Origin of the sequence: uncultured Winogradskyella sp. (assembly GCF_963975125.1) — a bacterium.
Taxonomy (GTDB): domain Bacteria; phylum Bacteroidota; class Bacteroidia; order Flavobacteriales; family Flavobacteriaceae; genus Winogradskyella.
This window is the reverse complement of record NZ_CAXBGB010000117.1, coordinates 1-6,788: the sequence shown is the minus strand read 5'-3', so window position 1 is coordinate 6,788 and position 6,788 is coordinate 1. Positions and strand designations below refer to the sequence as shown.

Sequence of the window (6,788 nt, the reverse complement as noted above, 5' to 3'; positions counted from 1 at the left end):
CTATGCGCTCATAAAGATCTCGGCAAGCTTTGTTGTATTTACAAGCATTAAAACTACACACAAATATTAAAGAGAAAAAAGATAGATATTAGTATGACCGAAGAAAATCATTGTTACGAAAACACAATGCCTGAACGTGTAAATGGAATCTTAAAAGATGAATTCTATCTCGACCAAACCTTTGATAACGTGGATCACGCCAAAAGAGCTGCAAAAAATGCAATTAATTTATACAACGAAATAAGATTACATTTATCTTTAGACTATAAAACACCAAATATGGTATATAAATTAACCGCGTAAACCAGTTTTAACCTGTAGCCATATTTCAAGGCAAGACATTTAACCAACCCATAACAAATGATAAAATTCTTTAGACTATTCTAACTCAATTTTGCCTTTGCAAAATCAAAGCTCTTGAAGAGGTCTGGTGAGAATACAAATAGTAACTTAAACATCAATTAATGATAAAGTTTTTTAGAAAAATTAGATACGACCTTATGGAGAAAAACAAAACTGGAAAATATTTTAAATATGCTATTGGAGAAATTGTTCTTGTTGTTATAGGAATTCTCATAGCATTACAGATTAATAATTGGAATGAAAAAAGAAAAAAAGAAACTCTAAAAAATGAATACAAAACAGCCTTAATTAATGATTACACAAAAGATACAATTCAAATTAATGCTCGGCTTTTAAGAAATAATCTCAGAATTGAAAGGATTAACTCAATTGGTGATAGTATTGTAAATGGGCATTATAATAATCTGGAAAGTTATTATAAACTCTTTAATAATGAATTTGTTGGAATTAGAGTCACCAATGTTTACAATACCAATAGTTTTAATTTACTCATATCTAGTGGGAAAATAGATTTGTTCGATAAAGACTTAAGAAAAGAACTTATGGAATTAAATCGACTTCAAACTTTTGAAAAAATTACACAAAATGGTAATAAAGATCTCCTTTTAGACTATATGCAAAACCTTGGAAACAAATATCCAGTCATTGGAAATCCTCTTAATAAAAATACAACACACCAACTCTTATGGAAAAATGTAAAAGTAAATGACTTACCAAAAGATATAGTCAATCATTTGAACCAAGAACGTTACACCATTTCAAGGTATATAGAATTAACAAACAATGTATTGCAACAAACCGAATTGGTTTTAAATCTTTTAGCTTCTAACAGCAAATAACGTAAGCCGTGTATAATTAATTGCTAGTGCAAGTTTACATACTAAATGAATTAACATAATGTTTAATTAAAAAATGGATCTTAGTTCTAAAGCTCAGAGAATACATTCTCAACTAAACACTAGAGAAACAAAACTTGGTGACTTGCGAAAAATAGCAAAGGAAATCAAAAAGAATCATAATTTAGCTTTAGAGCTTTGGTCAACTGGAGAATTCTATTCCAGACAAATGGCAATTCTTATTATGGACAAAAAACTTCTTAATCAAGAATTCATTAACCAGATTGACAAGGACATACAAAATCACGAATACTCAGAGCGCATACAACTAACAGACTGGCTAATGGCAAACCAACTCACTAAAGACAAAAAAACAATAAGTCTCATAGAAACTTGGGAAAATAGTCCTTCAATAATTCAGAGACGTGTTTTCTGGTATTATCAAGCCAGACTAAGATGGACCGGACAAACGCCACCCAATAACACTGAATACCTGCTATCTTCTATAGAAGATAAGATAGCAAAAGAAGAAGCCGAAGTTCAATGGGCTATGAATTTCACGGCTGCTCAAATTGGGGTTTTTGAATCTAAACAACGTTCTCGATGCATCATTTTGGGAGAAAATATTGGCCTATATAAAGACGACGTTGTTTCAAAAGGATGCACGCCCAGCTACTTGCCAGAGTTTATTAGAATTCAAGTTAAAAAACTCAAAAAGTAGAATGCATTTTATTATCAAGTTTAAATCTATATAGAATTGAAATAAAAATCACTTCACATACCAAGACACAGTAGTAAAAACATTTAAACTAAATTATGAAAAAATATATAGTTTTATTTTTTATATGCACTCTAAATAATTGTTCTGAAAACAACGATTTGCAAACAAGAGATCGGGCTGTTTTAAATGAGTCAATTATAATGACTTCTGAATCTAACAAATGGTATATAAATGGAAATGTTGAATATATTGATAACGTTAATGATATATTAGAAACAAGAAGACGGAAATTATTGTATTACTTTGAAGGAGATACGTTAATTAATAACCTACAATACAAGAAAATGTATTATAACCAATTTGATTCAATATTTAATCAACCCCTTTCTGGAGGTCTACCTCAATTTATCTCAACCTTCTATGATGTGAAATATATTGCGGCAATGCGACAAGACACTGATTTAGTTTATTATGTTCACAAAAATGAAAACACAGAAGATCTCTATGCTAATTTTAATATTAACCTTGGCGAGGTATTAAATTATAAATGGAATTATGATAATGATATAGTAACCGAAATAGATTCTATTGAAATTGGCTCTAATTATATAACCAAATATAAGCTAAGTAACAATCAATATTTCTATGAAGGGATTGGTGCATCATATGGATTATTTAACGGTTGGCAAATTAATGCCAATGTAGGTGGGTTTTTAGTTTGTTTTGAATCGGGCAACCACAAAATTGAAATAGATGAAGGCTTTTATTCTCCAATAAATTATTGCCCAGAATTTTAAATGTGTTACACCAATGAACCAACTTAAAAAACAAATCATTTAAACTCATAAAGTAACATAATTATCTCATGTCTAATGACGATTAACTGTATCTTTAATCACAATATGAAACGTCTGCTCAGCTATATCTACCCAATAACAAAAACGATAAACTCTACATATAGTGGCCCATTAGAAATCACTTGGTTTAACGGTAAAAAACACCTCAATTCTAAAAATGCTAATTATAGCTATGGCTCACTGCAGCGTATTTTAAAATTTGGATTAGAAAAAATTGATCTCTCTAAAATCAATTCTGTATTAGTTTTAGGAATGGGTGGAGGCAGTGTTATTGAGACACTTAGAGAGGATTTTAACTACACCAAACACATTGATGCTGTAGAAATTGATCCTATTATCATTGCTATTGCCAATACGGAATTTGCAATTTTCGAAAGCAAAACCCTTAGCGTTCATTGTGTAGATGCCTTTGATTTCATTAAAACCAATAAAAAAAAATTCGATGTTATCATAGTCGATTTATTTATAGATTTAACCGTTCCAAATAAGGTTTTGAGTACAGAATTTTGGGATAATGTAATTGGCTCAAAATCTTCAAAAGGCTCTATTATTTTTAATGCTTCTGTTGGAGATTTAAAAAACAATACCATTAACTCACTAACCAACTATATAAAAGCAAAAGTCTATAAGGTAGATATCCATAAAAACGTTAATAATACTAACACTATAATTATCGCTAGCGGATTATAAGTGTTTAATTATTATATTGTAAAGACTTAATTTAGAAGTATGCAAAAACAATGTCCCGAATGTGGTGATAGAATCATTGGCAGAATTGATAAAAAATTCTGTAGCGATGCTTGTAGAAACACGTACAATAATCGTATCAATAAAGATTCTAAAAACCTTATTAGAAACACCAATAATAGATTACGAAAAAATTATAGAATCTTAGAGGAACTCAACCCAAACAAAAAGACCAAATGTACTAGAGCTAAACTCATTGAGAAAGGGTTCGATTTTAGCTATTTTACAAGTATTTACACTACTAAAGCTGGTACAGTGTATTATTTTGTGTACGACCAAGGTTATTTACCCTTAGAAGGTGATTATTATGCTTTGGTAAAACGTGATGATTAAGAGTGATTTTTTGTTGTGCTATTCCAGTTTTCTCCTTTAAGATGAAGCGCGGCTTTTAATATATCTTTCTGACTAATTTGCCCAATAAGTTTACCATTCTCTACAATAGGGAAACGACGCCTTTTTGATTGCAAAAACTTATTTGCTGCATCAAACACATCCATATTACCATCAATAGTTTCAACATTTGTAGCCATTCGCTTTTCTACATTATCATGCTCTAAGGGCATGTTGTAATAGCGACTTTCACTCAACTGTTTTAAACAATCCCCTTCAGAAATAATACCTACTAACTCTTGCCTATCATTAACCACAGGACCACCAGAGATTTTATGCTTAATCAAAGACTCTACAACTTCTTGTACAGACTGATCTGGTTTGAATGTTATAAGATTTGTAGTCATATAATCTCTTACTTTAAGTGCAACAGGTTCTACTGAGTTTTGTTGCTTACGTGCACCTTGAAAACTTTTTATTCCCATGACATTTAATATTAGAGTTAATTCTAAAGTTACTGAAAATTACTTGTTTAGCAAAATCGAAAATGATAAGCTTTTTTAATCCGTATTTTTACAACTCATTTGTAGAGTTTTAAATTGAAAGAAAAAATTAGTGTTTTTGGTTGTGGTTGGCTTGGGTTTCCTTTGGCTAAATATTTAATTAATGAAGGTTTTATTGTAAAGGGTTCCACAACCTCTAGCAATAAACTAGACCTTTTAAAAAAACACCATATTGAAGGTTTTTTGGTTCACTTGAATGAAAATAGTATATCAGGAAACTACACAGAATTATTAGCAGAAAGTAAAACTGTTGTTATCAATATTCCGCCTGGTTTAAAAAGAAATCCCAATAAAAATCATGTTGCAGAAATAGCTCATTTAGTATCTGCAATTGAAGATCACAACATAAAGAATGTACTTTATATAAGTTCTACTTCGGTTTTTAATGATGAAACCCATTTTCTAGAAATTATAGACACAACAAAACCAAACGCAATATCTGACAGTGCAAAACAACTTATTGAAATTGAACAGCTGCTTCAAAACAATCCTAATTTCTATACTACAATTTTGCGTTTTGGTGGTTTGTTTGATGAAGAACGACATCCTGCGAAGTACTTATCTGGAAGGAAAGATGTTTCAAACCCTGAAGCTCCCATTAATTTAATACACAAAGAAGATTGCATACAGATTATTGCAGATATCCTAAAAAATAACCTTTATAACTTATCCATAAATGCAGTACATCCTAATCACCCAGATAAAAAAACATACTATTCTGCCTATTGTCAGCATCATAGTTTACCCCTTCCTGAGTTTAGTACTTCTACAGAAAGTAAAGGAAAAAGAGTAAACAGTGCAAAACTGATACAGCTTTTAAACTACACCTTTAAACAAGCTCCATAGAAATTAATACTTTTTTAAGACCTATTCCTATTAATTTTTATAGTTTTGGCGCATTAAATTTAGACTAAATTATGAAGCAGATTACAATTGCAATTGTTATGTTATTCTCAGTAAGTGTTTTTGCACAGACAAATGGCGACTTAACAAAACACTACAAGACTTATTACAAGCAGATGAAAAAACAAGGTGATGTTCAAGGCATTATTAATGCTATGACACATCTCAATATTTTAGAACCTTCAGCTGCGAGGCAGGATACATTAGCCTATTTATACCTTTCTGAAGGAAAGTATATGCAAGCCTTAAACACTATTGGTGTAGAAAAAAATGCTACCGATACTGATATGAATGTTGAGGTTAAGGCCTTAGCATTAAAAAATCTTAATCAGCCAAAAATGGCATTAGAGCATTATGAGATACTTTACTCTCGTAGTTCAAATGTATATTTGGCTTATGAAATGGCTGACATGAAAATTCAGACAAACGATTTGGTTGGTGCTAAACTAAATATCGACTATGCACTAACTAACGTTAAGGACGATATGAAACGAACGTTTTACGAAACTCAACAACCTTACGAAACTTCTATGAAAGCGGCTCTATTATATTTAAAAGGTATATTAACATTTTCAGAGAATAAATCAGATAATATAGATGCGGCAATAAAGCAAATTAATGAGGCTTTAACTATAGATCCTAATTTTAATTTAGCTAAAGTGAGTAGGCAAGCATTGGAGTCTCAAAAAGCGCAACAAGCGCAAAAAGAAGCTGCTGCAAAAAAGAATTAGTAGGTTATATTAGATAACAAAAAAATGCTGCCAAATGGTAGCATTTTTTTGTTTAATTTAAATTAAAAGCAATTATTAATAAGACCAAAATGGCTTGGAATTGCTACAGCTTAACAAAGCTTTAAGATTATTATGGAGTGCTATTCGGGTTTAATTTTGTCATAAACATCAAACTCTATCTTTTTATTAATCTGATAATTAAGATTAGAAAAAGATTCTAATACATCTTTAATGCCCAATAATTTAACACGTCTATCTATATTATCTATCGTTAAATTTTCATTCAACTTTAAGAGCTTCGTTTCAATAATTACACTTCTAGATACAATAGGATTTGTACGCAATTGGTCGGGAATACCTTCTTTAAATTCTTTAATAAACGTTTTTAATAATGCTTTATCACCATTAAAAAATGATAAATCTGCTTTTTTTAAATAACTAATTTGAATAGCTAATTCTTGATATTTTTCCCAGTTAACCACTACTTTTCCTGCATTCTCACTTAAAACATAATCCGTATAGTTAAAATTCTCAATGGCTTTTGCTGTAATAGCGCCTTTTTGATTTGTAGTTTTAGCATCTACGCTTCCTTGTGTGCTTTTATTATTACCACAACTAATAAGCATTGAGCTAAATACAATTAAAATGAGGAGTCCTATTTTCATTAACCTAATTTGTTTGACTGTAAATATAGTTAAACTATTATTTTGAGATTATAGTATGCACCTACTAAAACC

At 30.3% G+C, this 6,788-nt stretch carries 10 protein-coding genes; 8 read left to right on the top strand and 2 right to left on the bottom strand.

Going from position 1 to position 6,788, the window contains the following annotated elements; translation table 11 throughout:
• The first annotated feature begins 63 nt into the window (after positions 1-63).
• From AAC053_RS13210 to AAC053_RS13185, 6 genes are all read left to right on the top strand, one after another.
• Positions 64-303: an integrase core domain-containing protein gene (locus AAC053_RS13210; protein ID WP_339757542.1), complete on the top strand. Its 240-nt coding sequence runs from the start codon at positions 64-66 to the stop codon at positions 301-303.
• A 161-nt stretch (positions 304-464) separates the two neighbouring features.
• On the top strand, positions 465-1,202 hold the full coding sequence (locus AAC053_RS13205) for a DUF6090 family protein (RefSeq protein ID WP_339757539.1): 738 nt from the start codon (positions 465-467) through the stop codon (positions 1,200-1,202).
• Positions 1,203-1,275: 73 nt separating this feature from the next.
• Entirely contained in the window at positions 1,276-1,920 is a 645-nt protein-coding gene (locus tag AAC053_RS13200; protein ID WP_339757536.1) for a DNA alkylation repair protein, read from the top strand.
• A gap of 95 nt (positions 1,921-2,015) precedes the next feature.
• Positions 2,016-2,717 (top strand): hypothetical protein, encoded by a 702-nt coding sequence (locus tag AAC053_RS13195; RefSeq protein ID WP_339757533.1) that lies wholly within the window; start codon positions 2,016-2,018, stop codon positions 2,715-2,717.
• Between the two features lie 105 nt (positions 2,718-2,822).
• The gene (locus tag AAC053_RS13190; RefSeq protein WP_339757530.1) at positions 2,823-3,467 is read left to right on the top strand and encodes a fused MFS/spermidine synthase; all 645 of its coding nucleotides are present in this window, start codon (positions 2,823-2,825) and stop codon (positions 3,465-3,467) included.
• Between the two features lie 39 nt (positions 3,468-3,506).
• Positions 3,507-3,857 carry a hypothetical protein gene (locus AAC053_RS13185; protein ID WP_339757527.1) on the top strand — a complete coding sequence of 117 codons (351 nt, stop codon included), beginning with the start codon at positions 3,507-3,509 and terminating at the stop codon, positions 3,855-3,857.
• Here the strand turns inward: AAC053_RS13185 and AAC053_RS13180 are convergent.
• Positions 3,854-4,339 (bottom strand): CBS domain-containing protein, encoded by a 486-nt coding sequence (locus tag AAC053_RS13180; RefSeq protein ID WP_339757524.1) that lies wholly within the window; start codon positions 4,337-4,339, stop codon positions 3,854-3,856. The two genes, AAC053_RS13185 and AAC053_RS13180, sit on opposite strands and share 4 nt — an antisense overlap.
• 114 nt (positions 4,340-4,453) lie before the next feature.
• On the opposite strand from AAC053_RS13180, the gene AAC053_RS13175 reads away from it, so the two are divergent.
• Both AAC053_RS13175 and AAC053_RS13170 read left to right on the top strand, forming a co-directional pair.
• Complete coding sequence (locus AAC053_RS13175) at positions 4,454-5,263, top strand: NAD(P)H-binding protein (protein ID WP_339757521.1); 810 nt, start codon at positions 4,454-4,456, stop codon at positions 5,261-5,263.
• A gap of 71 nt (positions 5,264-5,334) precedes the next feature.
• A complete protein-coding gene (locus AAC053_RS13170) occupies positions 5,335-6,051 on the top strand; it encodes a hypothetical protein (protein ID WP_339757518.1) in 717 nt (238 codons plus the stop codon).
• Positions 6,052-6,191: 140 nt separating this feature from the next.
• Here the strand turns inward: AAC053_RS13170 and AAC053_RS13165 are convergent, their stop codons facing one another.
• Positions 6,192-6,716 carry a hypothetical protein gene (locus AAC053_RS13165; RefSeq protein ID WP_339757516.1) on the bottom strand — a complete coding sequence of 175 codons (525 nt, stop codon included), beginning with the start codon at positions 6,714-6,716 and terminating at the stop codon, positions 6,192-6,194.
• Positions 6,717-6,788 lie beyond the last annotated feature (72 nt).

Bases quoted from the DNA above. Each gene is read 5' to 3' on its own strand.
- AAC053_RS13205 (WP_339757539.1), top strand. From the start codon at position 465: ATGATAAAGTTTTTTAGAAAAATTAGATACGACCTTATGGAGAAAAAC.
- AAC053_RS13200 (WP_339757536.1), top strand. From the start codon at position 1,276: ATGGATCTTAGTTCTAAAGCTCAGAGAATACATTCTCAACTAAACACT.
- AAC053_RS13195 (WP_339757533.1), top strand. From the start codon at position 2,016: ATGAAAAAATATATAGTTTTATTTTTTATATGCACTCTAAATAATTGT.
- AAC053_RS13190 (WP_339757530.1), top strand. From the start codon at position 2,823: ATGAAACGTCTGCTCAGCTATATCTACCCAATAACAAAAACGATAAAC.
- AAC053_RS13185 (WP_339757527.1), top strand. From the start codon at position 3,507: ATGCAAAAACAATGTCCCGAATGTGGTGATAGAATCATTGGCAGAATT.
- AAC053_RS13180 (WP_339757524.1), bottom strand. From the start codon at position 4,339: ATGGGAATAAAAAGTTTTCAAGGTGCACGTAAGCAACAAAACTCAGTA.
- AAC053_RS13170 (WP_339757518.1), top strand. From the start codon at position 5,335: ATGAAGCAGATTACAATTGCAATTGTTATGTTATTCTCAGTAAGTGTT.
- AAC053_RS13165 (WP_339757516.1), bottom strand. From the start codon at position 6,716: ATGAAAATAGGACTCCTCATTTTAATTGTATTTAGCTCAATGCTTATT.